Consider the following 24,421-nt stretch of genomic DNA (forward strand, 5'->3'; position numbering starts at 1 on the left):
CGGATTGGCCTGTCTGGTTGACGGGGAAAAGGCCCGATTGTATGCGCTCGTGATGACTTTTCAGAGGAGCCTTACACCACCAGCCTGCAAATGATAGCCCAGCCCTGGCCAATACCTGTATGAGTGAATGTCATATTGACATCAGCCTGTCATTTGCACCACAAAAACTGCTGTCGTTATGACAACACACCAGCGCAAAACGCCCATCTGCAAGGGCTTCCCAGCTGGCACGAAAGCTGAACCATTCTCTTTCGCCACTACCTGCCTTGCGGAAATAACCATCATGAAAAATATCCTCCTCCCTCTGGTGATGTCCCTGTCCATCGCCCTGCCCGCCTGCGCCGACGAGGTGCTCTCGGAAAGCCCCGACAACACGGTGGGCTATGGCGCCGGGGGCGTCACCGGCCTGATGGTTGGCGCCGCGCTCGGCGGCCCTTTCGGCGCCATCGCCGGTGCAGCCTTGGGTGCAATTGGCGGCGCCGCCGTGCAACAAGGCAGCGGGCACAGCGACGCGGCCTACGTGGTACGCCATGACGACGGCAGTACCCAGCGCTATCGCTCGCCCAATGCCCGCTTCAAGCCCGGTGATCAGGTGCAGGTGAGTGGTACTCGCCTGGTCCCGGCGCAGTAATGCGCACCGCTCAACTTGGGGCCGGTGCTGACGGTGCTGGCATCGTGGGCGATCCTGAGCGAGGAGATTTCGCTGTATCAGGTCGTCGGGTTGGCGGTGGTGTTGTTTGCGGTGTCGCGGCTCAAGCCGCGGGGCAAACAGGAAACCAAGGTGGCACAGCCTGGCGCGGCCCCTGTAGGAGCGGCCTTGTGTCGCGAAAGGGCTGCAAAGCAGCCCCGGCAATAGCGGCGGTGACGCTGAACTCGAGGGGCCGCATTGCGGCCCTTTCGCGACACAAGGCCGCTCCCACAAAAACGCTTGAATCCCCTCAGAGGACCCGTTTGATCAGCGGCTCCAGCCGGCTATAGCGCAGCCGCCGCAGGAACCTGCGCACTTCCTTGGGGTGCTCGGCCTTTACCCCCAACTCCTCAGCCGAGCCGATCTTCGGCGCATGCCGGCGCAGCTCGGCCAGCTCCGCTTCCCTTGGCCCCAGCCAATGCCCTTGCGGGTCATCGATCAGCAGGCCGTTCTCCAGGTCCAGGTTGAAGCCGCGCGGGTTCAGGTTGTTTCCGGTCAGCAGCGAATAACGCTGGTCGACCCACACACCCTTGGCATGAAAAGTATGCCCGGGGTCGTTCCAGATCCGCACCTGCAGCTGGCCGCTGGCAATTGCCGCGTGGCGACGTCGGGTAAAGGCGCGCAGGTTGTCTTCGTACAGGTAAGGCAACGCGCCGCTCGCACTGAACGGCTCGCCGGGGGCTATGTAAAAGTCGTTGGCCGTGCGATCACCAACGATCAGTTCCACCCGCAAGCCACGCGCCAGGGCATGGTCGAGCTCGCGCATCAGCACCCGGGGCGGGTTGAAATACGGCGTGCTGATGATCACCTGCGTACGCGCCGCCGCCAACAAGGCGCACAGTGCCCTGTTCAGCGGGTTGCCACGCCCCACACCCAACAGCGGGACAACCCGCAGGCCCTGCCCCGCCCCGCTGGTCGGTGCCTCATAGGCCATGCGCCGCAGCCGCGCGCGCAAGCGCCGGATGTCGCCGCGCAGGCTACGGGTGGAGGGTGGCGCCGGCAGATCGAGGCGCGGTGTGGCGGTGTGGTGCAACAGACGCCGTACCAGACCGACCATCGCGTCGGCCAGCTCTGGTGACTGGAACAGGTGGTAGCGATCCAGGCGGTAGCGGTCGAAACGGTGCAGGTACACATTGTTCAGGCTCGCGCCGGTGTAGATCACGCAGTCGTCGATGATGCTGCCCTTCAGGTGCAACACGCCGAACAGCTCGCGGGTCTGCACCGGTACGCCATGGATGACGATGTCCAGTCCATGGTGCTGGCGCTGGGCCTGGTACCAGGCGGCATTACCCGGCTGGCGCCCGGCGCCCAGCAGGCCACGCCGGGCACGGAACCAGTCGACCACGATGGTGATTTCAAGCCCCGGCCGCGCGGCCTTGGCCTGGTACAAGGCATCCAGCACTTCCTGGCCGGCCTCGTCTTCCTGCAGGTACAGTGCAACGATGACGATACGCCGGGTTGCGCCGCGGATGCGCTCGAGCAGGCAGGCGCGGTAGGCCTTGGCATCGGGCAGCACCTGGATCGACTCGGCCGACATGGCGTAGCCTGGCAATGCCGCCAGCATGGATTCGGGGTTCACGAACGATCACCTTCTGTGTGCAATCACTGTCGTGCATCAGCTTGCACAGGAAGATTGAAATGGTCCAGCCCCGCAGAGCATGGGGCTGCTTTGCAGCCCTATCGCGACACAAGGCCGCTCCTACAGGTATCGCGCAAGCCAGAAAGGCTACGCAGGGCCTGTAGGAGCGGCCTTGTGTCGCGATAGGGGCGCAAAGCGCCCCCATTTCTGACGAAGCTATTTCAGGTCAAAGCGATCCAGCTCCATCACCTTCTCCCAGGCCGCCACAAAGTCCCGCACGAACTTGCCGCCGCCATCGCCACTGCCATACACCTCGCTCAACGCCCGCAACTGAGCATGGGAGCCGAACACCAGGTCAACCCGGCTACCGGTCCACTTCAACTGTCCGGTCTTGCGGTCGCGCCCTTCGAAGGTTTCGTTATCCGCCGAGGTCGGTTTCCATTCCACGCCCATGTCCAGCAGTTTGCGGAAGAAGTCGTTGCTCAGGGTACCGACCTTGTCGGTGAACACGCCCTGCTGGCTGCCGCCATGGTTGGCGCCGAGCACACGCAGGCCGCCGATCAGCACGGTCATTTCCGGCGCGGTCAGGGTCAACAGCTGGGCCTTGTCCAGCAGCAGCTTCTCGGCCTTGACGCTGTAGCGGGCCTTGGTGAAGTTGCGGAAACCATCGGCCAGCGGCTCCAGCACGGCGAACGACTCGACGTCGGTTTGCGCCTGGGAGGCATCGGTACGCCCCGGGCGGAACGCCACGCGGACGTCGTGCCCGGCGTCCTTGGCGGCCTTTTCCACTGCCGCAGTGCCGGCCAGAACGATCAGGTCGGCCAGGGAGATCTTCTTGCCACCGGCGTTGAACTCGGCCTGGATCTTCTCGAGCGCCGCCAGCACTTTGCCTGTGCCCTGGTTCGCCGGCCAGTCCTTCTGCGGCGCCAGGCGCAGGCGGCCACCATTGGCCCCGCCACGCTTGTCCGAACCGCGGAAAGTCGATGCCGCCGCCCAGGCTGTGGCCACCAGCTCGCCAACGCTCAGGCCCGCCGCCAGCACCTTGGCCTTGAGCGCGGCAATGTCCTGCTCGCCCACCAGCGGGTGGTCGACTTTTGGCAGCGGGTCTTGCCACAGCAGCTCTTCGTCGGGCATTTCCGGGCCCAGGTAGCGCGCCAATGGGCCCATGTCGCGATGGATCAGCTTGTACCAGGCGCGAGCGAAAGCGTCTGCCAACTGATCAGGGTTGTCCTTGAAGCGGCGGGCAATCGGCTCGTAGACCGGGTCGAAGCGCAGCGCCAGGTCGGAGGTGAGCATGGAAGGCGCGTGGCGTTTGCCCGGGTCATGGGCATCCGGCACGGTGCCTGCCCCCTTGCCCTCCTTCGGCCGCCACTGGTGGGCACCGGCCGGGCTCTTGGTCAGTTCCCAGTCGAAGTTGAACAGGTTGTTGAGGTATTCGTTGCTCCATCGGGTGGGGGTGGAAGTCCAGGTCACTTCCAGGCCACTGGTGATAGTATCGCCACCCTTGCCGCTGCCGAACTTGTTGGCCCAGCCCAACCCCTGCAGCTCCAGGCCTGCAGCTTCCGGCTCCGGGCCGACGTTGTCGGCAGGGCCTGCACCGTGGGTCTTGCCAAAGGCGTGGCCACCGGCGATCAGGGCCACGGTTTCCTCATCGTTCATGGCCATGCGGCCGAAGGTGTCACGGATGTCCTTGCCCGAGGCCACCGGGTCGGGGGTACCTTCCGGGCCTTCCGGGTTCACGTAGATCAGGCCCATCTGCACGGCGGCCAGGGGGTTTTCCAGGTTGCGCTCGCCCTCCAGGGTACGGCCCTGCTCCTCGGGGTGCTTGGCCGGCTCCGCCACCAGGTCGCCCTTGCCAGGCGGCTGGGCCTTGCCGTAGCGGGTGTCACCGCCCAGCCAGACCTTTTCCGAGCCCCAGTACACATCTTCGTCCGGCTCCCACACATCGGCACGCCCGCCGGAGAAGCCGAAGGTCTTGAAGCCCATGGATTCGAGGGCGACGTTGCCGGTGAGCACGATCAGGTCGGCCCAGGAAATCTTGTTGCCGTACTTCTGCTTGATCGGCCATAGCAGGCGCCGGGCCTTGTCCAGGCTGACGTTGTCCGGCCAGCTGTTGAGCGGGGCGAAGCGCTGCTGGCCGGAGCCTGCACCGCCCCGACCATCGCCGATGCGGTAGGTCCCGGCGCTGTGCCAGGCCATGCGGATGAACAGCGGGCCGTAGTGGCCGAAGTCGGCGGGCCACCAGTCCTGGGAGTCGGTCATCAAGGCGGTCAGGTCTTTCTTCAGGGCCTGGAAGTCGAGGCTCTTGAATGCCTTGGCATAATCGAAATCCGGGTCCATCGGGTCGGACTTGGAGGAATGCTGGTGAAGAATTCTCAGGTTGAGCTGGTCAGGCCACCAGTCACGGTTGGTGGTGCCGCCACCTGCGGTTTGATGGAACGGGCATTTCGATTCGTTCGACATCTGCGGGTACCTTTGGGTCGGTTATCCAGATTTCCGGTCTATGCCAGGTGTTCTTTCAGCCGAGCGCGTGGGCTCGTGCTACCCCTCATCAGGTCTACACGGGGCTTGCGAAGCTGTCACGACGGGATTGCCGCGGTCTTGCACGCAGGTGCTGACACGCCGCCCGCTCGCGGAACTCGCGGGGCCACGGGAAAGACTAGCCGAGCTTGGACAGAGTTCTAATAGAGTGGCTATTGAGGGGTGATAGGTTGGCTCTGTCAGCTTTTCTGTGCCGGCCTCTTCGCGGGTAAACCCGCTCCCACAGGTACTGTACAACCCTCAAGAATTGTACTGGTCCTGTGGGAGCGGGTTTACCCGCGAAGAGGCCGGCACATCCATACAAGGCAACCAAGCTGTCCGTATGCTCCAATACAACGCCAACCCTTCCAATCCGGAACCCGTACCCTCATGAATCGCAACGACCTGCGCCGCGTCGACATGAACCTGCTGGTACTGTTCGAAGCCCTGATGATCGAACGCAACCTGACCCGGGTCGGCGAAAAGCTGTTCATCACCCAGCCCACCGTCAGCGCCGCCCTCGCCCGCCTGCGCGAACTGTTCGACGATCCGCTGCTGATCCGCAACGGCCGGGCCATGGAGCCCACGCCAAGGGCCATGCAGATCTTCACCGAACTGGGGCCGGCCATGGATGTGATTTCCGCCGCCATCAGCCGCGCCCGCGAGTTCGACCCGGTCAACAGCTGCAACGTGTTCCGTCTGGGCCTGTCGGACGATGCCGAGTTCGGCCTGTTCCCGGCCCTGCTGCAGGCCCTACGCGAAGAGGCCCCGAACATCAGCGTGGTGGTGCGCCGGGCCAACTTCCTGCTGATGCCAGGCCTGCTGGCCAGCGGCGAAATCTCGGTGGGCGTGAGTTACACCACCGACCTGCCGGCCACCGCCAAGCGCCGCAAGCTGCGCAACATCGGCGTGCGGGTGCTGCGCGCCGATGACCGCCCGGGCCCGCTGACCCTCGACGAATACTGCGCCCGCCCGCATGTGATGGTGTCGTTCTCTGGCGACATGAGCGGCAATATCGACCTAGACCTGGCGCGCATCGGCCGCTGCCGCAAGGTAGTGCTGGCGGTGCCGCAGTTCGGCAGCCTGCGCGCCCTGCTGCGCAACACCGAGCTGATCGCCACGGTGCCGGACTATGCCGCCTGCGCCCTGGCCGACGACGGCAGCCTGCGCGCCGACCCGGCGCCGTTCGACATCACCGAGGCGGAACTGTCGATGGTGTGGAGCGGCGCCCAGGACAATGACCCGGCCGAGCGCTGGCTGCGTGAACGCATCCTGCAGTTCATGGCCACACAGTGATGCATCGACTTCATCGATAGCTACCATGAATGCCATCAAGTTCCGCTGCGCCAAGCCCGGGCGGAAGATGGCGGCATTCACTGATTGATGAGGCCTTCCATGAAAACCGGCATGATCGCTGCCCTGCTCGCCTTGCTGGCCGCCCTTGGCGGTTGTGCCAGCCCGGCCGCTACCGACGCGCAGCCCTACGGGCACTTCTATTCCGCCACGGCCATTTCCAGCGTCGCCCTGGCTCCCGGCCAACGGGTGGCGGTACTGCTGGGGCGTGACGCCGAAGCAACCCTCGAATACCTCGACAGCCATCGTGCCCAGGCAGCGGCGCCGGCCCAGGGCCCGCGGGGCCCTGCTGCGACCCTGGGCAGCGAGAGCCAGGCGTATGACTGGCTGGCGCGATCACTGGCGCAGCAATTTGCCGAGGTGACTTTCTACGACGATCTGGACACCTTGCTGGGTGACCACCCGGATATGATCGTGTTGCTGGACACCGAAAGCCGTCTGGCTAGTGCAGGTATCGAAAGCCGGGTGGTGGCGCGCTTTTTCGATGACCAGCTGACCTATATCGGCCGCGCTGAAGGGCGGGCCAGCAAGCGCCTGGGCGATGTGGCGCGGGTGGTCGAGGATGAACGTGCCGTGCAGGCGGATGCGCTGCGGGACTTTGACGATTCGTTGCAGGCGTTGTTGAAGGGTCGGGTTTGAGGGCCCTTTCGCGGGTAAACCCGCTCCCACAGCTGCGCTGTACCTGTGGGAGCGGGTTTACCCGCGAAGAGGCCACTACAGGTTGTCACTTACCCCGCTGCATCCACGCCGCCCCCAGCCCACTGAGGCAAATCACCGAGATACCCACCAGGCTCAGGGTATCGGGCACCTGGCTATAGACAACCAACCCAAGCAACCCGGCAAACACGATCTGGCAATAACTGAACGGTGCCAGCAAGGCCGGTGCCGCATGGCGGAAGGCCTGGGTCAGCAGCAGGTGCGCAGTCATGCCAAAGCCACCCAGCGCCAGCATCAGCAGCGCATGGTCCCAACGCGGCACTTCCCAGAAGAACGGCACCAGCGCACTCATGGCCAAGGTGTTGCACAACCCCGCATAGAAGTTGCTGGTGGTCGGGCTGTCATGCGCTGCCAGGATGCGCGTCAGCAACTGATAGAAGCAGAAACCCAGCGCCGAACCGAATGGATACAGGATGGCCGGGGTGAACATCGCCCCGCCCGGGTGCACCACCACCAGCACGCCGATGAAGCCCATCACCACCGCCACCCACTGCCCCACCGTCACCCGCTCCTTCAGCAGCGGTGCCGACAGCGCGGTGACCAGCACCGGGGCAAGGAAGTTGACCGCCGTGGCCTCGGCCAGCGGCAGGTACTGCAGACCGGTGGTGAACAGCAGGCTGGTACTCAGCAGGCTCAGGGCACGTAACGTCTGCAACAGCGGGCGGCGGGTGCGCAGCACGTTGAGGCCGGCCTTGGGCAGGAAGATGCCGGCCATGAGCAACGTGTGCACCACATACCGCGCCCACACCACCATGATGATCGGGTACAGGCCACCGAGGAACTTGGACAGGGCATCGTGACTGGCGAACAGGAACGTCGCCACCACCACCAGGGCGATGCCGCGCAGGGGTTGGTTGACTCCGGACAGCGGTGTGCTGGAACTCATGGCACTCTCGATGACGGCGCGGCTGGATGCGGCGCCCGGGGAAGGCCGCGCAGGCGTTGCCTGGCGGATGCAACAGTTCGGATTCTAGAAGAGATGCCGGAGAATAAGGAAGTTCAATTGCCGCTAGCGAGGCCGACTGCAATTTCTGTTCGCTGATCGACCACTTTCCGCCCCGCGCGCATGGCCCGTGCAGTGCTGATCGCCGACTATCGAATGCGAACCCTGCACACCCTACAAGGAATTTTAATGCAAAGGCTCACCACCCGTAACGGCCTGGACCTGCCCGCGATCGGCCTGGGCACCTGGCCAATGACCGGCAGCGAGTGCACCCAGGCCGTGCGCCAGGCGCTTGAAGTGGGGTACCGGCACATCGACACCGCCACTGCCTATGACAACGAAGCCGCCGTCGGCCAGGCCCTGCGCGACAGCGATGTACCGCGCGAGCAGATTCACCTGACCACCAAGGTATGGTGGGATCGCCTGGCGCCCAAGGCCATGCGCCAGTCGCTGGAGAGCAGCCTGCGCGCGCTGGGTACCGAGCAGGTCGACCTGTTCCACATCCACTGGCCCGGCAAGGACTGGGACCTGGCCCGCAGCATCGAAACCTTGGTGGCCCTGCGTGACGAGGGCAAGGCACGCAGCATCGGCGTGGCCAACTTCCCGCTGGGGCTGCTGCGCCAGGTGGTGGAAACCCTGGGCGCGCCGTTGTCGGCAATCCAGGTGGAATACCACGTGCTGCTCGGCCAGCAACCGCTGCTTGACTACGCCCGCCGCCACGATCTGCTGCTCACCGCCTACACCCCGCTGGCCCGGGGGCAGGCTGCGGCGCAGCCGGTGATCCAGGCGATCGCCCGCAAGCACGGCGTACTGCCCAGCCAGGTGGCGCTGAAGTGGTTGCTGGACCAGGACAGCGTGGCGGTGATCCCCAAGGCCGGCAGCCGCGAGAACCAACTGGCCAACCTGGCGGCGTCGGACGTGCAACTGGATGACGAGGACCGCGCGGCGATCGCCGGGTTGCCGAAGGACCAGCGGGTGGTGAGCCCGGCGTTTGCGCCGGACTGGAACAGCTGACCCTTGATCAAGCCTTGAAAGCTTGCACGGCCGATGTGGGAGCGGGTTCACCCGCGAACACCGGCGCAGCCGGTGCCAGCCACCGTGTCGCCTGCTTCGCGGGTGAACCCGCTCCCACAGGTACTGCGCCGGGCAACACTACGCCGGCGTCATGACCTGCTTCAACCGCTCGTTCGCCGGTGCCGGTCGCCCATACAGGTAGCCCTGGAAGTGCGAGCACCCCTCCGCCGCCAACCGGCGCATCTGCTCCTCCGACTCCACCCCCTCGGCCGTGGTCTTGATCATCAGGCTGTTGGACAGGTCGGTAATGGCGCGGATGATCGACATCGCCTCGCGGCTGTCGCACATGTCATGCACGAACGACTTGTCGATCTTGATCCGATCGAACGGGAACGAACGCAGGTAGCCCAGCGAGGAATAGCCGGTGCCGAAATCATCCAGCGAAATGGACACGCCCAGGTCCTTCAGTGCACGCAGGGTACGCACGTTTTCCTCGCTGTTGCCCAGCAGCACCGACTCGGTGACCTCCAGCTCCAGCCGCTGTGGCGGCAGGCCGGAGTCGGCCAGCGCCAGAGCCACGCTGTGCACCAGGTTGGCATTCTTGAACTGCACCGCCGATAGGTTGACCGACACCGTCTGCTCACTGTCCCAGCTGGCCGCCTCCTGGCAGGCCAGGTTCAGCGCCCGGGTGCCAAGTTCATGGATCAGGCCGGTTTCCTCGGCAATGGGGATGAAGTCCATGGGCATGACCATGCCGCGGGTCGGGTGGTCCCAGCGCAGCAACGCCTCATAGCCGGTAACGCTGCTGGTCTGCTGATCGACCACCGGCTGGTAGTGCAAGTGCAACTGGCCCAGGTGCAGCGCGGTGCGCAGGTCGGTTTCCACCAGGCGGCGCTGGCGGGCGGCGACGTCCAGTTCGACGTTGAAGCACTCGTAGCGGTTGCGACCGTTGCGCTTGGCCTCGTACAGCGCCATGTCGGCGTAGCCCAGCAGTTGCTCGGCCTGGTCGCTGTCATCAGGCGCAATGGCGATGCCGATGCTCACCCCCACCGTGAATTGGTGCCCCTCGATCTGGAACGGTGGGCAGATCGCATTGATCAGGCGCTGCGCAGTGTTGCATGCGGCGTCCCGGCCTTCGAGGCCGGTCAGCACCACGGCAAACTCGTCACCGCCCAGGCGGGCCAAGGTGTCGTGTTCGCGCAGCTCGCGGCGCAGGCGCTTGCCCAGCGCGCGCAGCAGCTTGTCGCCAAAGGCGTGGCCCAGCGAATCGTTGATGTTCTTGAAGTTGTCCAGGTCCAGGCACAGGGCGGCGGTCAGCTTGGCGTGCTCGCTGTCACGCACCAGCGCCTGGCGCAGGCGTTCGTTGAACAGGGTGCGGTTGGGCAGCCCTGTCAGCGCATCGTGGTGCGCCATGTGGTGGATCTGCGCGTGGGCGGCCAGCTCTTCGGTGGCGTCTTCGGCAACGAACAGCACGTAGTCGGCCTGGCCTTCACGGTTCTGGCTAAGCAAGGCGCGGCTGCGCAGGGTGCGTGGGCCACAGGCCGTGTCGACCCGGGTTTCGGCGGCATGGCCCTTGGTGCTGCGGGCACCACGGGCCAGTTGCTGCTCCAGGTAACCGGCAACGCCCGGCCCCAGGCATTCGCCGGGCAACTGCCCGATCATGCTGCGCTGCGGCCCGCCGAACAGGCGTTCGGCCTGCTGGTTGGCCAGCAGGATGCGCTGGCTTTCCAGGTCCTGGACAATGACGCTGGCGGGGATGTTGGCAATCACCGAATCAAGGAACTGCGACAGCTTGGCCATTTCCTGGCTGTACTGCTCGGCCAGTTCCTTGGCCTGCAACAGTTCCCGCTCTTGCCGGTGGTGCTCGGAAATGTCGCGGGTGACCTTGGCGAACCCCACCAGTTGCCCGGCATCGTCGTGCACCGCGTCGATCACCACATGGGCATGGAAGGTCGTACCGTCCTTGCGCCGCCGCGAACCGACCTCTTCGAAGCGCCCGGTGCTGCGCGCCTGCTCCAGGTTGAGCGCGGGCAGCCCTGCGGCGCGCTCGGCATCGGTGTAGAACAGCGAGTAGTGCTGGCCGACGATTTCCTCGGCCAGGTAGCCCTTGGCGCGCTGGGCGCCGGGGTTCCAGTTGGCGACGATACCTTCGGGGGTGAGCAGGTAGAAGGCATAGTCCACCACACTCTGGATCAACAGCCGGTACATGATGTCGGGGCTTGCGACTAGCGACATGATCTTTACCTGGGCCTTCGAAAGGCATGAAAAGGATTGGTGGCATTATGCCTTCGAAGACAATTTTGTGAAGTAGTTCACAAAAAGCCACGATCCCTTCAATTTGCGAGCGAAGGCTGGCAACCCTCAATGGCGGGCGCCCGTCACCAGGAAATTGAGCAAGCCCGGTTCGTCATCCAGGGCTATGGCCTGCGCCGGGCGCGACAGCGCGGCCAACACGCCATTGCAGAAGGCCACAGCAGGCGTGTCCTGGGCGTAACAGCGCATCAGCCAGTCGCCCTCGCCGCCCAGCAGTTGCAACGCCACCGCCCGGCCGATGCCCTGTCGGCGGTACTTTTTCAGGATGAACAGATCGGCCAGTTCGAAGGCGTCGATGCCTGGCAACTCGCTGCGTTCGACCAGCACGAAACCAGCGATGAAGCCGTCTGCCAGCACCAGGTACGCGCCCCAGCCATCGGCCTGCCAGTAACGTTGCAGGTGCTCGTCATGGATATAGAAGCGGCCGTCCACTTCGACGTCTTCCTGCTCCCAGTCCGAGGACTCGTAGGCGTAGAACTGGTAGAGGTTGCGAATCAGCGAGGCCTGGTCGGCAGTGGTTGCCAGCAGTTCGATGGGCAGCATGGTGCGGGGGCTCGGGTAAAAAGGCGGATTCTAGATCAAACGCCCCTGGCAGCAAAAAGCCCAGGCCCTCCCCGCACGGAAAGGCCCAGGCAAAACAAACACGACATATCACTCATTGATTGGCAAGGCCCCTGTGGGAGCCTCGGCGTCTGGACAGGTGCGACTCAGCGGTCGTCGCTGTGAATCGACGAGGGGTGCCGACAAAGGCCGTCGACCTCGATGTCCATGTACGGGAACAGCGGCAGCTGCATCAGCGTATCGTGCAGCGCCTCGACGCTGGGTACATCGAACACGCTGTAGTTGGCGTAGTGCCCGGCAATGCGCCACAGGTGGCGCCAGGTGCCTTCGCGCTGCAGGCGCTGGGCCAGTTCCTTTTCGTCGGCCTTGAGCCGGGCGGCCTTGGCCGGGTCCATGTCGACCGGGAGTTTCACGGTCATCTTCACGTGGAACAGCATGCGGGTTTCTCCTTTCTCTGATTTGCCGCGAACTCTGTGGGAGCGGGTTTACCCGCGAACACGGGCGAAGCCCGTGCCATCCACCGTGTCGCCTGCTTCGCGGCTGAAGCCGCTCCCACAGGGGTTGTTTGTTCTTTCAGCCAGCGTGACTCAGCGGCGGGCGAAGCGCGCCAGGCGCTGTTCATCCAGGGTCAGGCCAAGGCCTGGGGTACGTGGAATGTGCAGCTGGAAGTCGCGGTACTGCGGCGGCTCGTTGACGATTTCTTCGGTCAGCAGCAGCGGCCCGAACAGCTCGGTGCCCCAGGTGAGCTGGCGCAGGGTCAGGAAGGCATGAGCCGAAGCCAGGGTGCCGATCGAGCCTTCGAGCATGGTCCCGCCATACAGGGCGATGCCGGCAGCCTCGGCGATTTGCGCGGTGCGCAATACAGCGCGCGGGCCGCCGTTCTTGGCTATTTTCAGGGCGAAGATGCTGGCCGCGCCGTCGGCGGCCAGGCTGAAGGCGTCCTCGACGCTTTCGATCGACTCGTCGGCCATGATCGGCGCCGGGCTGCGCTGGTTCAGGCGCACCTGGCCGCTGCGGTTGATGCGCGAAATCGGTTGCTCGATCAGGTCGATGCCGTTGTCGCCAAGCACCTGGCAGGCATGGATGGCCTGGGACTCGTCCCAGTACTGGTTGACGTCCACCCGCACGCTGGCCCTGTCGCCCAGCTCGCGCTTGATCGCCACCACATGCTTGAGGTCCTGGGCCAACGGGTTGGCGCCGATCTTCAGCTTGAACACCCGATGCCGGCGAATCTCCAGCATGTGCAGGGCTTCGGCGATGTCGCGGGCGGTGTCACCGCTGGCCAGGGTCCAGGCCACTTCCAGGCTGTCGCGCATGCGGCCACCCAGCAGTTCGCTGACCGGTAGGCCCAGGCGCTTGCCCTGGGCATCGAGCAAGGCGCTCTCGATACCCGACTTGGCAAAGGTGTTGCCCTTGGCCAGCTTGTCCAGCTTGAGCATGGCGGCGTTGATGTTGTCTGCCGGCAGGCCGATCAAGGCCGGCGCCAGGTGCGCATCGATGTTCGCCTTGATGCCCTCGGGGCTTTCGTAGCCATAGGCCAGGCCGCCGATGGTGGTGGCCTCGCCGATGCCTTCCACGCCATCGCTGCAGCGAACGCGCAATACCACCAGGGTCTGCTGCTGCATGGTGTGCATCGCCAGCTTGTGCGGGCGAATGGTCGGCAGGTCGACGATAATTGCCTCGATACGTTCAATCAGCGCGCTTGTCATTGTTGCCAGGTCCCGTAGTTTCGGGCTGCCAGCCGCAGGCCCGAGTGGTGCATTTACTTGCTTGTTCAAGGATTGCGCGAGACCCTGATAGCCGTCCAATATCGAATGAATCTCCCACCATACCCCGGAGGTCTGATGGAGCTGCGCCACCTGCGTTACTTCAAGGTCCTGGCCGAAACCCTGAACTTCACTCGCGCCGCCGAGCTGCTGCACATTGCCCAGCCACCGCTGAGCCGGCAGATCAGCCAGCTAGAGGACCAGCTCGGTACCTTGCTGGTGGTGCGCGAGCGCCCGCTGCGGCTGACCGAGGCGGGTCGCTTCTTCTATGAGCAGAGCTGCACGGTGCTGCAGCAGCTGGAGAACATCAGCGACAACACCCGTCGTATCGGCCAGGGCCAGCGCCAGTGGTTAGGGATCGGCTTTGCCCCCTCGACCCTGTACAAGGTGCTGCCGGAGCTGATCCGTGAGCTGCGCGAGGACAGCGAGCTGGAACTGGGCCTGAACGAAATGACCACGCTGCAGCAGGTGGAAGCACTGAAAAGCGGGCGCATCGACATCGCCTTCGGGCGCATTCGCATCGATGACCCGGCCATTCACCAGCAAGTGTTGTGCGAGGACCCGCTGGTGGCCGTACTGCCCAAGGGCCACCCGCTGGCGGGCAGCCCGCTTACACTTGCCCAGCTGGCTGGCGAGGCGTTCATCCTCTACCCGGCCAACCCGAGGCCCAGCTATGCCGACCATGTGCTGGCGCTGTTCGCCCACCACGGCATGAGCATCCGCGTCAGCCAATGGGCCAACGAACTGCAGACCGCCATCGGCCTGGTAGCCGTTGGCGTGGGCGTGACCCTGGTGCCGGCGTCGGTGCAGCAGCAGCACCGCACGGATATCGAATATGCCGGCCTGCTCGACAGCGGCGCCGTCAGCCCGATCATCCTCAGCCGGCGCAAGGGCGACGTGAGCCCGATCGTGCAGCGCTGCCTGGCATTGATTGCACAACAGGCCGAATGCAGGTGTGCTCCGGCAGGATCAACGGACTGGCTGAATACCTGACCCTGTGGGAGCGGGTTCACCCGCGAACACGGGCGAAGCCCGTGCCATGCACCGAGTTGCATTCTTCGCGGGTAAACCCGCTCCCACAAGGTCCGCGTCTGTCTGTAGGAGCACTCCGTGTCACCCCCCCGGTAATCATCAACCGACAGGAAAACCCAGCATGATTCACGGCAAGACACTGCAAGCATGGTGCAGCTCCCACCCCCTGATCGAAGACCTGGTGGCCCTGCGCGAAACCCGTTGGTTCAACCCGCACATCGCCCCTGCCGCCCAGGCCCTGGCCGATGTCGGCCTGAGTGCCGCCGATGTCAGTGCTGCCAGTGCGCGGCTGGCACGCTTTGCCCCTTACCTGGCCAAGGTGTTCCCGGACACCGCCACCAGCGGCGGCATCATCGAGTCGCCACTGCGCCCGCTGCCCGCCCTGCACGGCACCTTGCTGCAGGCGGCAGCCCTGCCAGCCAGCGGTTCACTCTGGCTCAAGGCCGACAGCGAGCTGCCGATCTCCGGTTCGATCAAGGCCCGTGGCGGTATTCATGAAGTGCTCAAGCATGCAGAAGACCTGGCCCTGGCGGCAGGCCTGATCAGCCTCGACAGCGATTACCGGGTACTGGCCAGCGACCAGGCCCGGCAGTTCTTCAGCCAGTACAAGGTTGCGGTCGGCTCGACCGGCAACCTCGGCCTGTCGATCGGCATCATGAGCGCCAGGCTGGGTTTCCAGGCCACCGTGCACATGTCGGCCGATGCCCGCCAGTGGAAGAAGGACAAACTGCGCGCCCATGGCGTGAGCGTGGTCGAGTACGAAAGCGACTACAGCGTGGCAGTGGAGCGAGGGCGCCAGCAGGCGGCGGCGGACCCGAGCTGCTACTTCGTCGACGACGAGAACTCGCCACACCTGTTCCTCGGCTATGCCGTCGCGGCCGAGCGGCTGGCTGCCCAGTTCGAGGCCGCGGGAATCAAGGTGGATGCCGAGCACCCCTTGTTCGTCTACCTGCCCTGCGGGGTCGGCGGCGGCCCGGGTGGCGTGGCGTTCGGCCTGAAGCTGATCTGGGGCGACCATGTGCACTGCATCTTCGCCGAGCCCACTCACTCGCCATGCATGTTCCTGGGGGTGTACAGCGGTTTGCATGACGCCACCAGCGTGCAGGATTTTGGCATCGACAACCTGACCGCCGCCGACGGCCTGGCGGTAGGCCGCCCTTCCGGTTTTGTCGGCAAGGCGATGCAGCGTTTGCTCGATGGTTATTACACGGTCAGCGACGAGACGCTGTACCGGCTGTTGGTGCTGGCCCATGACCAGGAGAACGCGCGGCTGGAGCCTTCGGCGCTGGCGGGGATGCCGGGCATGGTGAAGGTGCTTGAATCGCCCGAGTACCTGGCGCGCATGGGCCTGTCGGCTGGGCGCATGGAGCGGGCCACGCACCTGGTGTGGGGGACTGGAGGCAGCATGGTGCCGGAGGCAGAGTTTGCGGCCTATCTGGCTAAAGGGCGGGGCTGAAATAAATATTGGGGGGCAGCGCTGTACCTGTGGGAGCGGGTTCACCCGCGAACACGGGCGAAGCCCGTGCCAGCCACCGCGGTGCCTGCTTCGCGGGTGAACCCGCTCCCACACGGATCGCGCCAGCTTTCAGATTCGAGTAAGGCAGTTGCTCTTTTGCTGCTAGGCCGGCAGGTGACCGCCGCGCAACCAGTCGATAAACCGCGCAAACAACTCCGACTGCGAGTTGATCTCCAGCTTCAGGTACAGATTCTTGCGGTGCATGCGCACCGTCTCCGGCGAGATGCCCAGCTCCAGCGCGGTGGACTTCACCGAATGCCCACGCAAGATCATGTGCGCCACCTCCCGCTCACGGTCGGTCAGCACCTGGCAGCCGAAACTGTCGAACGCCGCCTGCAGGCTGCCACGCTCCGCCAGTGCGGGGCCGGGCTCCAGATGGTGGCGGGCGTAGCGCCCCAGCAGTTCGCGTACCATCGGCTCCAGCGCGCGCAGCAGGTCGATCTGCCCTGTACCCAGGCGCGTGCCGCTGCAGCCCTGGAACAGGCTCAACGACAACTTGCGGCCAGCGCTGAGGTCGACGATGTAATAGCTGTCTTCACTGCAACCGGTACCCAGGTAGTAGGCCTTGTAGTAGTCGCTGTCGAAGAAGTTGTCCGGGGCGATTTCCTGCAGGTGGTAGAAGCCCTCGGCCAGGCCGCTCTGCACGGCCAGGCAGAACGGGTCGAGCAGGTAGCCGGCAGTGAAGTAGCGCTCCAGCACGGCGGCGCGGTGCAAGTCGGGGATGCCTTGCTGGAACAGCAGTTGCGGTGCCCGCCCCTGGCACTCGAGGCTGATCATCATCGATTCCACCTGCACCAGCTGGCCGATGGCCGCCGCCACGTGCGCCAGCGCCTCGGGCGTTTCGCTGTGGGCCAATGCGCGCTGCAGCGCCGCATGCCATTGCTGCAGCGCACCCAGTGAAAGGGTAAGCGGAGTGTCGGAAGAGGCCTGGGTCATGCCCGGCAGTCTAGCCTGCCAGGCAGGCCCGCGCACAGCCCTTTGCGCCAGGTTCATCGGCCTTGGTACAGGCCAAGCGCCGTGAGTTCGCGCGCGGTTTCGAGGATGCACTGGCGCAGGGTTTCGACGATCTCGTCCACCTGCGCATGGGTGATGATCAATGGCGGTGACATCACGTTCAGGTGCATGATCGGCCGCACCAGCAGCCCATTGGCCTGGGCCTTGCTGTGGATGCGTTCGCCGATGTTCACTTCGTCGGCGAACAGCGCCTTGCTGGCCTTGTCGGCAACGAACTCGACACAGGCCATCAGCTTCATGCAGCGCACATCCCCCACCAGCGGCAGCTCGCGCAGGCTTTGCAGGCGCTGTTCCAGGTAGCCGCCGACGTCCTTGACGTGCTCCAGCAAATGCTCGCGCTCGATGATCTCGATGTTCTTCAGCGCCGCGGTGCAGCACACCGGGTGACCACTGTAGGTGAAACCGTGGGTGAAGCAGCGGCCCTTGCCCGGCTCGGCGATCACTTGCCAGATGCGCTCGGAGAAGATGCACGCCCCCAGCGGCAGGTAGGCCGAAGTCAGGCCCTTGGCGGTAGTGATGATGTCGGGGGTCACGCCGAACAGTTCCTCGCTGGCGAAGAAGGTGCCCAGGCGCCCGAACGAAGTCACCACTTCGTCGGCGACGAACAGGATGTCGTAGGTCTGGCACAGCTGCCACATGCGCTGGAAGTAGCCCTTGGGCGGAATGATCACCCCGCCCGAGCCCATGATCGGCTCGGCGAAGAACGCCGCCACGTTGTCGGCCCCCAGCGAGAGGATCTTGTCCTCGAACTCGGCCACCAGGAAGTCGAGGAACTCGGCCTCGTCCATGTCGTGCGGCGCGCGGTACGGGTTGGGGTTGGACACGTGGTGGATCAGGTCGTGGTGATAATCGAACTCCGGCACCCGGTCAGCGGCCTTGTTGCCGATCGACATGGTCAGCGTGGTGGAGCCGTGGTAGGCGTTGTAGCGGGCGATGATGTGCTTCTTGTGCGACTTGCCACGGCAGTTCTGGTAGTACTGGATCAGCCGGTAGGCAGTGTCGACCGCGGTCGAGCCGCCAGTGGTGAGGAACACATGGTTCAGGTCGCCCGGTGCCAGTTGCGCAAGCTTCTGGCACAGCTCGATGGCCACATCGTTGGCCATGTCGGAGAACGGGTTGGAATAGGCCAGCTGGCGTACCTGGTCGGCGATGGCCAGGGCCATTTCCTCGCGGCCCAGGCCAATGTTGGTGCACCACATGCCGCCGACGGCATCGAGGAAGCGGTTGCCGTAGGTATCGCGGATGTAGGCGCCCTCGCCGGCAACGATGTTCAGCGCGCCTTGCTCGCGGTGCTCATCGAACACGTGGTAGCCGTGCATGTAGTGGGCCTTGTCGGCTTCCACCAGCGGGTCGTGGGCAATGGCGAATGCTTTGCTTGGGGTGGCCATGGGCAGCTCCTTGGCAGTGATCGTTGGGCAGTGTTCAGAAACCGGCCTTGACCGTGCTCCAGACCCGGGTGATGGCGCGCATGTCCTTCGGGCTCTGGGTTTTCTGTGCGAACAGGCGCTCGCGGGTTTGCGCGTCGGGGTAGATGGCCGGGTCCTGGCGGATCTCGTCGCGCACCAGCGCGGTGGCGGCGGCATTGCTGTTGGCGTAGTGGATGTAGTCGGTGACCTTGGCCATGGTCTGCGGCTGCAGCAGGAACTCGATGAAACGGTGGGCGTTGGCCGCGTGCGGCGCATCCTTGGGGATGTACAGGTTGTCGAACCAGATCAGCGAGCCTTCCTGAGGGATGAAGAACGACAGCTTGATGTCCTTCTTCGCTTCCACCGCGCGGGCCTGGGCGGTGGCGTAGTCACCGGACCAGGTCAGGGCCAGGCAGACATCGCCATTGGGCAGGCTGGTGAGGTAGTTGACCGAGTCGAACTTGCGGATGTACGGGCGAATGCCCAACAGCAGTTGTTCGGCCGCCTTGAGGTCGGCCGGCGATGCGCTGCGTGGGTCCTTGCCCAGGTACTGCAGGGCCAGCGGAATGACTTCGGTCGGTGCGTCCATCAGGGTGACGCCGCAGTCGGCGAAGCGCGAGACGATCTTGGGGTCGAACAGCATGGCCAGCGAGCCGATGGGGGCATCGGGCATGCGTGCGGTGATCTTGTCGACGTTGTAGGTTACCCCCGAGCTGCCCCAGGTGTAGGGCGCCGAGTATTTCAGGCCGGGGTCATAGCCTTGCAGGTTGTTCACCACCTGCTGGTCGAGGTTGTGCCAGCTGGGCAGTTGCTGCTTGTCCAGCGCCTGGAACACCCCGGCACTGATCAGCGGGGGTGCCAGGGCAGCGTTGAGCATGACCAAGTCGTAGCCGGAGCGGCCGGTGAGCAGTTTGGTCTGTACCGTTTCGTAGCCGTCGAAGGTGTCGTAGATGACCTTGATGCCGGTGGCCTTCTCGAAGTCGGCCAGGGTGGTTTCGCCGATATAGTCGGTCCAGTTGTACAACCGCAACGTGTTACCGCTGTCCACCTCTGCCGCCTGGGCCAGGCTGGCACCAGACGCCAGCAGCAGACCGCCAATCACCTTCAGTACCTTGCGCATGGCAACTCCATCGTGTGAGTGCTCGGGATCGAGCCGATGGAGGCACTATCGAGGGATTTGCCGAAGGGGGACATACCCCGAATGTGTGGGTGGTCGTTTTTTGGAAGGTGGCGTTGGGAGGGCGGCAGAATGTCGTATGCCGACAGAATTCTGGGGCTGCTTTGCAGCCCTTTCGCGACACAAGGCCGCTCCTACAGGTTGCGCGGATCCTGTAGGAGCGGCCTTGTGTCGCGATGGGCCGCAACGCGGCCCCAGTGGACCGCGCAGGGATAGTCAGGCAAGCGGGTAAAGCGCCTCATCAAACTGCTCCAGGCGCGGGAACACCAGTGGCTGGTCATCCGCCAGCTGCTCCAGGCGCTGCCGATACTGCTGCAGAAAACCCTGCCGCGCCTCATCGCTGATATACGGCACATGCCAGGCCACGAACGGCGGCAGCACCTCGAACCCGACATAGGCCAGCGTGCCGCGCAGGATCGGCCGCAGCATGTCCTCCAGTGGCCCGTGAATGGCTCCATCACCAAACATGTGCTCACGCCCGCCCAGAGTCACGGTCACCAGCGCTTTCTTGCCCGCCAACCCGCCCTGGTCGTAGAAGCGCTTGCCGCCATAGCACACCCCCGACACCAGCACCCGGTCGATCCAGCCCTTGAGCATGGCCGGCGCCGAGAACCAGAAGATCGGGAAGTTCAGCACCAGCAAGTCGGCCCACAGCAGCTTGTCCAGCTCCTGCTGGATATCCGCGGCAAGGGCCCCGCGCTTGACCCCCTGACGCTGCTCCAGGGCATACACCAGATATTCCGGGTTCTCGCGCTGGCTGAAGTCATCGGCGCTGGCCACCGGGTTCCAGCCCATGGCGTACAGGTCGCTGACCTGCACCTGGTGGCCCTGGGCGCGGAAGGTTTCCACGGCCTGGTCACGCAGCGCAGCAGTGAACGATTGCGGCTCGGGGTGAGCATGGACGATCAGTACATTCACAAACATTCTCCTCACACAAAACAGGTTGTCTTCCAGCTGTGGCTCAGCACTGCACCGCTTTCACCTCGACGAACTCCGCCAGGCCCTCCTCGCCCCACTCGCGCCCGTTGCCCGACTGCTTGTAGCCACCGAACGGTGCCTGGTAGTTGAACCCGCCACCGTTGATGAAGCACTGCCCTGCGCGTATCTGCCGCGCCAGGGCCAGACCGTGCTCGCGGCTACCGGCCCACACCGCACTGGACAGGCCGAACGGCGAATCGTTGGCCAGGGCCAGCGCCTGCGCCTCATCGGCATAGGGGATCAGGCACAGCACGGGGCCGAAGATTTCCTCCTGGGCGATACGCATGCGGTTGTCGACGTCGGCGAACAGCGTCGGCGCCACGTAGAAGCCGCGCTCGAAACCGCCTGGCGCATCACCGCCGCACAGCAGGCGAGCGCCCTCCTCCTGCCCCAGGCGAATGTAGTCGAGCACGGTGCGCCGCTGGCCTGCCGAACACATCGGTCCGAGGAAGCTGGCCGGGTCACGCGGGTCACCCATGACCAGCGCACGGGTCTCGGCCTCGGCGATCTCCAGCGCCTCGGCGTAGCGGCTGGCCGGCAGCAGCATGCGGGTCAAGGCCGTGCAGGTCTGCCCCGAGTTGATCATCACGTCCTGCACGCCATGGCGCACCGCCGCGTGCAGGTCGGCATCGGCGGTGATCAGCAGCGGCGACTTGCCGCCCAGCTCCAGGCACACCCGCTTCACCGTCGGCGCGGCCGCCTGGGCCACGCGCACCCCGGCGCCGGTGGAGCCGGTGAACGACACCATGTCCACCTGCGGGTGCCGGGCCAGGGCCTCGCCAACCTTGGCCCCCGGCCCGCTGACCAGGTTGAACACCCCGGCCGGCAGGCCGATGGCCTCGATCATCTCGGCCAGCATGAACGCATGCAGCGGTGTTTCCTGGCTGGGCTTGACCACCACCGTGCAGCCAGCGGCCAGGGCCGGCGCCAGCTTGCCGATCATCTGGTGCAGCGGGTAGTTCCACGGATTGATGAACGCGCACACACCAACGGCTTCGCGGTACACCAGCGAGTTGCCGACTTCGCGCACCTCATCCATCAGCCCGGCCAGTTTGGCGTACTGCTCCAGCCCGGCAATCGGGCCCTCCACCTGTACCGCCTGGCACCACTGCACCGGCATGCCCAGCTCATCGGTAATGACCGAGGCCATTTCCGCCGCGCGGCTTTTCAGCTGTGCGGCCAGCGCCGTTATGTACCCGGCGCGAACGCTGGACGCTGTGCGCGACCAGCCATCGAAGGCCCGCCGCGCAGCCATCACCGCCCGTTCGACATCAGCCTCGGCGCCCAGAGGCACGCGGCCGATGGCCTGTTCGGTGGCTGGGTCGATCACCTCGGCCATGCCCTGCCCGCTCGGCACCTGCCAGGCGCCGTCGATGTACAGCCGCGCATACTCACGCATGGGCCTGCCCCTGCATCAATGCGGCGGCGCAGCGGGCGATGCGCCGGCAAGCGTCGGCCAAGGCCTCGTTACCCAATACCAGGCCCAGGCGGATATGCCCGGCAGCGCTGGGGCCGAAGGCTTCGCCGGCGAGCACCGACACGCCCTGGCTGTCGAGCAGGCGATCAGCGAAGGCCTGGGCGCTGAGGCCGGTCTCACGGATGTCGACCATCACGAACATACCGCCATCGGGCTTGAGCACCTTGATGCCCGGGCAGTCGGCCAACTGCTCGCACACCAGGTCGCGGCGCTGGCGATAGGCTTCGCGCATAGCATCCAGTTCCGGCAGTTGCTGCTCCAGTGCGACCACGGCGGCGTCCTGGATGAAGTCCGGCGAGCCGTACAGCATGCACAGGGCGAGGTTTTCCAGGTGGGAGGCCAGCTCGGCCGAACCGACCACCCAGCCCACCCGCCAGCCGGTCATGGCATGCGACTTCGACAGGCTATTGAGGGTGGCAGTGCGCTCGGCCATGCCCGGCAGGCTGCCAGGGCTGACATGCTCGCCGTCGTACAGCAGCTCGCTGTACACCTCGTCAGAGATCAGCCACAGATCGTGGGCGATGCACAGTTCGGCAAGCGCTTCCCAGGTGGTACGCGGCAGGCTCGCCCCCGAGGGGTTGTGCGGGCTGTTAAGGGCCAGGGCGCGGGTGCGCGGGGTGATGCGCGCGGCCACGTCACGCGGGCACACGCGAAAGCCGTTCTCCGGTTTGACCGGCACCGGAACCACCTTGGCGCCACAGGCCCCGAACACGGCCTCGTAGGTCACGTACATGGGCTCGGCGACAATCACCTCGTCACCCGGGTCGAGCACGCATTGGGCCACGCAGTACAGGGCGCACTGGGCCCCCGCCAGCACCGTCACCTGGTCGGCATCGACGGCCTGGCCGCTGCGCTGCCGGTGGCGGTTGGCGATGGCCTGGCGCAGTGCCAGCTTGCCGCGCACATCGGCGTAGTGGGTGTGGCCCTCGCGCAGGCTGTCGATGGCCGCCTCGACGATCGGCGCGGGGGTGTCGAAGTCCGGGTCACCCACCGACAGCAGCAGGATATCCTTGCCCTCGGCCTGCAGCGCCAGGGCGCGGTAGTGGATGTCCCAGGCCGCGGCCCCGTCGCCGGCGATGCGTTGAGTGAGCTTGGCGTAGCGCATGGCAATCTCCCTTCATTGGCGGTTTCAGTCGACGAGAATCTTCGGGTTGGAACTGCCCCATACGGTGTACAGGTCGGCGAGCAGCGCGCCGTTGATTTCTTCCATCTCGGCCTGGGTGATTTCGCCCCCGGCCTGTTTGCCGAACAGCACTACTTCGTTGCCACCCTTCACATCGGGGAAGTCGGTGACATCGACCATCAACGTGTTCATCGACACCTTGCCCACCACCGGCACACGGTGGCCGTTGATCAGCACATGGCCCTTGTTGGTGAACACCCGGCGATAGCCATCGGAGTAGCCGACGGTGATGTTGGCCAGGCGCGAATCCCGCGTCAGGGTGAAGGTGCGGTCATAGCCGACGGTGTTGCCTGCCGGGTAGCTGTGCACCGCTGCCACGTGCGACTTGAACTGCATGGCACGTTGGTATTCGGTGTGCGTCGGCACGGTGTCGCCGAACAGCGCGCCGCCGGTGCGCACCATGTCCAGGCGCGATTCCGGCACTTCCAGCGTAGCGAAGGAGTTGGCGGCATGCAGGGTGAGCTTGCTGCGATCAAGTTTGGCGTGCTTGATCAGCCAGTCGGTCTGCTCGTTGAACGCTGCCAGGCCCTTGCGCACATCGTCCTTGTCTTCCACGGCGAAGTGGGTCATCAGCGCGACCAGCTCGAGGTGCGTCTGGTCGGTGATCTGCAACGCTTCACCCCGGCCGGACCAAGTGGTCATTTCCACACCGTTGCGGCTCATGCCACTGGAATTGAGCGCCATGTGAATGCGCAGCTTCTTGCCGTGGCGTTCGGCGATGGCATCGAGCTGGCGGGCGAACTCGGCGCTGCCGACCAGTTCCTCCATGTCGTACTGCAAGGCATCTTCCACTTCGCTGAGGCTGGCCAGGCGTACCCGCACCAGTTGCCCGGTGAAGCCGCTGGCGCGGACCACGCGGGCCTCTTCGTTGCTGGCCACCGCCACGCAAGGCACGCCCTGGGCGATGATCGACGGCATGACCAGGCCGATACCGTGGCCATAGGCGTCGGCCTTGAGCACGGCGCACAGCTTGGACTTGCCGCCCAGCTCGGCCTGCAAGGTACGAATGTTGTGTTGCAGCGCGCCGGCACTGATTTCGACCCAGGCGTTGCTGTTCTGCGCGGTCAGGGCAGTGGTGCCGTTGTCCATGGACAGGGGTGGTGCAGCATACAGCGGGGCCTGGCCAGTGATCAGCAGAGCGAGGGATGCAGCCAGGAGAGTACGGCGAAATGGCATGGTGGCTT

Annotated in this window: 21 protein-coding genes; 6 read left to right on the plus strand and 15 right to left on the minus strand. The window is 65.0% G+C overall.

Annotation, left to right across the window (positions count from 1 at the left end):
- Nucleotides 1-141: 141 nt before the first annotated feature.
- Nucleotides 142-285 (minus strand): hypothetical protein, encoded by a 144-nt coding sequence (locus RIN61_RS01055; protein WP_207880108.1) that lies wholly within the window; start codon nt 283-285, stop codon nt 142-144.
- On the opposite strand from RIN61_RS01055, the gene RIN61_RS01060 reads away from it, so the two are divergent.
- Nucleotides 284-631 carry a YMGG-like glycine zipper-containing protein gene (locus RIN61_RS01060; protein WP_181457348.1) on the plus strand — a complete coding sequence of 116 codons (348 nt, stop codon included), beginning with the start codon at nt 284-286 and terminating at the stop codon, nt 629-631. The genes RIN61_RS01055 and RIN61_RS01060 overlap by 2 nt on opposite strands.
- A 307-nt stretch (nt 632-938) precedes the next feature.
- On the opposite strand, the gene pssA is transcribed toward RIN61_RS01060, so the two are convergent.
- Both pssA and katG read right to left on the minus strand, forming a co-directional pair.
- Complete coding sequence (gene pssA, locus RIN61_RS01070; RefSeq protein WP_313855322.1) at nt 939-2,267, minus strand: CDP-diacylglycerol--serine O-phosphatidyltransferase; 1,329 nt, start codon at nt 2,265-2,267, stop codon at nt 939-941.
- Between the two features lie 216 nt (nt 2,268-2,483).
- Entirely contained in the window at nt 2,484-4,730 is a 2,247-nt protein-coding gene (gene katG / locus RIN61_RS01075) for a catalase/peroxidase HPI (RefSeq protein ID WP_313855324.1), read from the minus strand.
- A 447-nt stretch (nt 4,731-5,177) separates the two neighbouring features.
- Here katG and RIN61_RS01080 point away from each other — a divergent pair, with 447 nt between their 5' ends.
- Entirely contained in the window at nt 5,178-6,083 is a 906-nt protein-coding gene (locus RIN61_RS01080; protein WP_207879847.1) for a LysR family transcriptional regulator, read from the plus strand.
- A 99-nt stretch (nt 6,084-6,182) separates the two neighbouring features.
- The gene (locus RIN61_RS01085; protein WP_207879845.1) at nt 6,183-6,779 is read left to right on the plus strand and encodes a hypothetical protein; all 597 of its coding nucleotides are present in this window, start codon (nt 6,183-6,185) and stop codon (nt 6,777-6,779) included.
- Nucleotides 6,780-6,864: 85 nt separating this feature from the next.
- On the opposite strand, the gene RIN61_RS01090 is transcribed toward RIN61_RS01085, so the two are convergent.
- Nucleotides 6,865-7,743 carry a DMT family transporter gene (locus RIN61_RS01090; protein ID WP_112252671.1) on the minus strand — a complete coding sequence of 293 codons (879 nt, stop codon included), beginning with the start codon at nt 7,741-7,743 and terminating at the stop codon, nt 6,865-6,867.
- Between the two features lie 246 nt (nt 7,744-7,989).
- On the opposite strand from RIN61_RS01090, the gene RIN61_RS01095 reads away from it, so the two are divergent.
- Nucleotides 7,990-8,814: an aldo/keto reductase gene (locus RIN61_RS01095; RefSeq protein ID WP_313855327.1), complete on the plus strand. Its 825-nt coding sequence runs from the start codon at nt 7,990-7,992 to the stop codon at nt 8,812-8,814.
- A 138-nt stretch (nt 8,815-8,952) separates the two neighbouring features.
- Here RIN61_RS01095 and RIN61_RS01100 read toward each other — a convergent pair whose 3' ends face one another.
- The 4 genes from RIN61_RS01100 to RIN61_RS01115 all read right to left on the minus strand — a co-directional run bounded on the left by RIN61_RS01100 (nt 8,953) and on the right by RIN61_RS01115 (nt 13,397).
- The gene (locus tag RIN61_RS01100; protein WP_207879841.1) at nt 8,953-11,049 is read right to left on the minus strand and encodes a putative bifunctional diguanylate cyclase/phosphodiesterase; all 2,097 of its coding nucleotides are present in this window, start codon (nt 11,047-11,049) and stop codon (nt 8,953-8,955) included.
- A gap of 126 nt (nt 11,050-11,175) precedes the next feature.
- Nucleotides 11,176-11,670 carry a GNAT family N-acetyltransferase gene (locus RIN61_RS01105; protein ID WP_207879839.1) on the minus strand — a complete coding sequence of 165 codons (495 nt, stop codon included), beginning with the start codon at nt 11,668-11,670 and terminating at the stop codon, nt 11,176-11,178.
- Nucleotides 11,671-11,834: 164 nt separating this feature from the next.
- Nucleotides 11,835-12,125: a muconolactone Delta-isomerase gene (gene catC, locus RIN61_RS01110; RefSeq protein ID WP_013973066.1), complete on the minus strand. Its 291-nt coding sequence runs from the start codon at nt 12,123-12,125 to the stop codon at nt 11,835-11,837.
- A gap of 150 nt (nt 12,126-12,275) precedes the next feature.
- Complete coding sequence (locus RIN61_RS01115; protein ID WP_313855332.1) at nt 12,276-13,397, minus strand: muconate cycloisomerase family protein; 1,122 nt, start codon at nt 13,395-13,397, stop codon at nt 12,276-12,278.
- Nucleotides 13,398-13,532: 135 nt separating this feature from the next.
- Between RIN61_RS01115 and catR the strand changes: the two genes are divergently transcribed.
- Together catR and RIN61_RS01125 are read left to right on the plus strand one after the other, a co-directional pair.
- A complete protein-coding gene (catR, locus tag RIN61_RS01120; RefSeq protein WP_207879835.1) occupies nt 13,533-14,447 on the plus strand; it encodes an HTH-type transcriptional regulator CatR in 915 nt (304 codons plus the stop codon).
- Between the two features lie 160 nt (nt 14,448-14,607).
- Nucleotides 14,608-15,942, plus strand: coding sequence for a D-serine ammonia-lyase (locus tag RIN61_RS01125; RefSeq protein ID WP_313855335.1), 1,335 nt, complete (start codon nt 14,608-14,610; stop codon nt 15,940-15,942).
- Nucleotides 15,943-16,104: 162 nt separating this feature from the next.
- Here RIN61_RS01125 and RIN61_RS01130 read toward each other — a convergent pair whose 3' ends face one another.
- The 7 genes from RIN61_RS01130 to alr all read right to left on the minus strand — a co-directional run bounded on the left by RIN61_RS01130 (nt 16,105) and on the right by alr (nt 24,413).
- On the minus strand, nt 16,105-16,938 hold the full coding sequence (locus RIN61_RS01130; RefSeq protein ID WP_313855338.1) for a helix-turn-helix transcriptional regulator: 834 nt from the start codon (nt 16,936-16,938) through the stop codon (nt 16,105-16,107).
- A gap of 53 nt (nt 16,939-16,991) precedes the next feature.
- On the minus strand, nt 16,992-18,404 hold the full coding sequence (locus tag RIN61_RS01135) for an aminotransferase (protein ID WP_252378734.1): 1,413 nt from the start codon (nt 18,402-18,404) through the stop codon (nt 16,992-16,994).
- Nucleotides 18,405-18,438: 34 nt separating this feature from the next.
- Nucleotides 18,439-19,542: a polyamine ABC transporter substrate-binding protein gene (locus tag RIN61_RS01140; protein WP_112252681.1), complete on the minus strand. Its 1,104-nt coding sequence runs from the start codon at nt 19,540-19,542 to the stop codon at nt 18,439-18,441.
- Nucleotides 19,543-19,815: 273 nt separating this feature from the next.
- A complete protein-coding gene (locus RIN61_RS01145; RefSeq protein ID WP_112253233.1) occupies nt 19,816-20,517 on the minus strand; it encodes an NAD(P)H-dependent oxidoreductase in 702 nt (233 codons plus the stop codon).
- Nucleotides 20,518-20,560: 43 nt separating this feature from the next.
- Nucleotides 20,561-21,976, minus strand: a complete 1,416-nt coding sequence (locus tag RIN61_RS01150; RefSeq protein WP_313855342.1) for an aldehyde dehydrogenase family protein — start codon at nt 21,974-21,976, stop codon at nt 20,561-20,563.
- A complete protein-coding gene (locus RIN61_RS01155; protein WP_215521242.1) occupies nt 21,969-23,159 on the minus strand; it encodes a pyridoxal phosphate-dependent aminotransferase in 1,191 nt (396 codons plus the stop codon). The genes RIN61_RS01150 and RIN61_RS01155 overlap by 8 nt, the downstream gene beginning before the upstream one ends.
- Before the next feature lie 24 nt (nt 23,160-23,183).
- Nucleotides 23,184-24,413, minus strand: a complete 1,230-nt coding sequence (gene alr / locus RIN61_RS01160; protein WP_112252684.1) for an alanine racemase — start codon at nt 24,411-24,413, stop codon at nt 23,184-23,186.
- Between the last annotated feature and the right edge of the window lie 8 nt (nt 24,414-24,421).

Source organism: Pseudomonas inefficax, from assembly GCF_032164165.1.
In the GTDB taxonomy this organism is placed as follows: domain Bacteria; phylum Pseudomonadota; class Gammaproteobacteria; order Pseudomonadales; family Pseudomonadaceae; genus Aquipseudomonas; species Aquipseudomonas inefficax.

What these genes read in the sequence shown, in the direction of transcription:
- RIN61_RS01060 (WP_181457348.1), top strand. Translation starts at nt 284, where the DNA reads ATGAAAAATATCCTCCTCCCTCTGGTGATGTCCCTGTCCATCGCCCTG.
- RIN61_RS01055 (WP_207880108.1), bottom strand. Translation starts at nt 285, where the DNA reads ATGATGGTTATTTCCGCAAGGCAGGTAGTGGCGAAAGAGAATGGTTCA.
- katG (WP_313855324.1), bottom strand. Translation starts at nt 4,730, where the DNA reads ATGTCGAACGAATCGAAATGCCCGTTCCATCAAACCGCAGGTGGCGGC.
- RIN61_RS01080 (WP_207879847.1), top strand. Translation starts at nt 5,178, where the DNA reads ATGAATCGCAACGACCTGCGCCGCGTCGACATGAACCTGCTGGTACTG.
- RIN61_RS01085 (WP_207879845.1), top strand. Translation starts at nt 6,183, where the DNA reads ATGAAAACCGGCATGATCGCTGCCCTGCTCGCCTTGCTGGCCGCCCTT.
- RIN61_RS01090 (WP_112252671.1), bottom strand. Translation starts at nt 7,743, where the DNA reads ATGAGTTCCAGCACACCGCTGTCCGGAGTCAACCAACCCCTGCGCGGC.
- RIN61_RS01095 (WP_313855327.1), top strand. Translation starts at nt 7,990, where the DNA reads ATGCAAAGGCTCACCACCCGTAACGGCCTGGACCTGCCCGCGATCGGC.
- RIN61_RS01100 (WP_207879841.1), bottom strand. Translation starts at nt 11,049, where the DNA reads ATGTCGCTAGTCGCAAGCCCCGACATCATGTACCGGCTGTTGATCCAG.
- RIN61_RS01105 (WP_207879839.1), bottom strand. Translation starts at nt 11,670, where the DNA reads ATGCTGCCCATCGAACTGCTGGCAACCACTGCCGACCAGGCCTCGCTG.
- catC (WP_013973066.1), bottom strand. Translation starts at nt 12,125, where the DNA reads ATGCTGTTCCACGTGAAGATGACCGTGAAACTCCCGGTCGACATGGAC.
- RIN61_RS01115 (WP_313855332.1), bottom strand. Translation starts at nt 13,397, where the DNA reads ATGACAAGCGCGCTGATTGAACGTATCGAGGCAATTATCGTCGACCTG.
- catR (WP_207879835.1), top strand. Translation starts at nt 13,533, where the DNA reads ATGGAGCTGCGCCACCTGCGTTACTTCAAGGTCCTGGCCGAAACCCTG.
- RIN61_RS01125 (WP_313855335.1), top strand. Translation starts at nt 14,608, where the DNA reads ATGATTCACGGCAAGACACTGCAAGCATGGTGCAGCTCCCACCCCCTG.
- RIN61_RS01130 (WP_313855338.1), bottom strand. Translation starts at nt 16,938, where the DNA reads ATGACCCAGGCCTCTTCCGACACTCCGCTTACCCTTTCACTGGGTGCG.
- RIN61_RS01135 (WP_252378734.1), bottom strand. Translation starts at nt 18,404, where the DNA reads ATGGCCACCCCAAGCAAAGCATTCGCCATTGCCCACGACCCGCTGGTG.
- RIN61_RS01140 (WP_112252681.1), bottom strand. Translation starts at nt 19,542, where the DNA reads ATGCGCAAGGTACTGAAGGTGATTGGCGGTCTGCTGCTGGCGTCTGGT.
- RIN61_RS01150 (WP_313855342.1), bottom strand. Translation starts at nt 21,976, where the DNA reads ATGCGTGAGTATGCGCGGCTGTACATCGACGGCGCCTGGCAGGTGCCG.
- RIN61_RS01155 (WP_215521242.1), bottom strand. Translation starts at nt 23,159, where the DNA reads ATGCGCTACGCCAAGCTCACTCAACGCATCGCCGGCGACGGGGCCGCG.
- alr (WP_112252684.1), bottom strand. Translation starts at nt 24,413, where the DNA reads ATGCCATTTCGCCGTACTCTCCTGGCTGCATCCCTCGCTCTGCTGATC.